1 protein-coding gene is annotated in these 393 nt (G+C 66.9%); it reads left to right on the top strand.

What is annotated here, in order from left to right; genetic code table 11:
* Positions 1-208, top strand: a 208-nt coding sequence (locus CH341_RS35490; RefSeq protein WP_210208715.1) for a hypothetical protein, incomplete at its 5' end; no start/stop codon positions are given.
* Between the last annotated feature and the right edge of the window lie 185 nt (positions 209-393).

Raw genomic sequence — 393 nt, 5'->3', positions numbered from 1 at the left:
AGGACTGATCCACGGCAAACTCAGCCATGCGCGGGTGGCGGGCACCCACACCGAAATTTGGAGCGGGACCGGCCTCGAGCAGATGGCTCAAGCCCTCGATGAGACGCTCGCCCGGTACAACCGCCTCTCCGAGGACGCTCATCGAGACGTGTGGAGCGTGCGCCCTCTCAAGCCGGGTGGCCGCCCGCCTGAGCCACAAAGCGGGTGAGCCGGCACAGGCCGCAAGACAGGGCCCCGATCAGTGGCGGTTCGCGTAGCCGGTCAAAAGGCCAGCCAATCCCCTTGCAGGGCGTCGTCGAAGATATCCGTCAAACCCTGCGCGGCATGGTCGAATGCCTCGAGGCCCAATCCGAGATCGGCGCCGGCGACAGACCGCGCGACGGCGTGGGAGAT

The organism is Rhodoplanes roseus, assembly GCF_003258865.1.
GTDB classification, from domain to species: domain Bacteria; phylum Pseudomonadota; class Alphaproteobacteria; order Rhizobiales; family Xanthobacteraceae; genus Rhodoplanes; species Rhodoplanes roseus.
The sequence above is the reverse complement of the archived record's forward strand: the minus strand, read 5'-3'. Positions and strand labels throughout refer to the sequence as shown.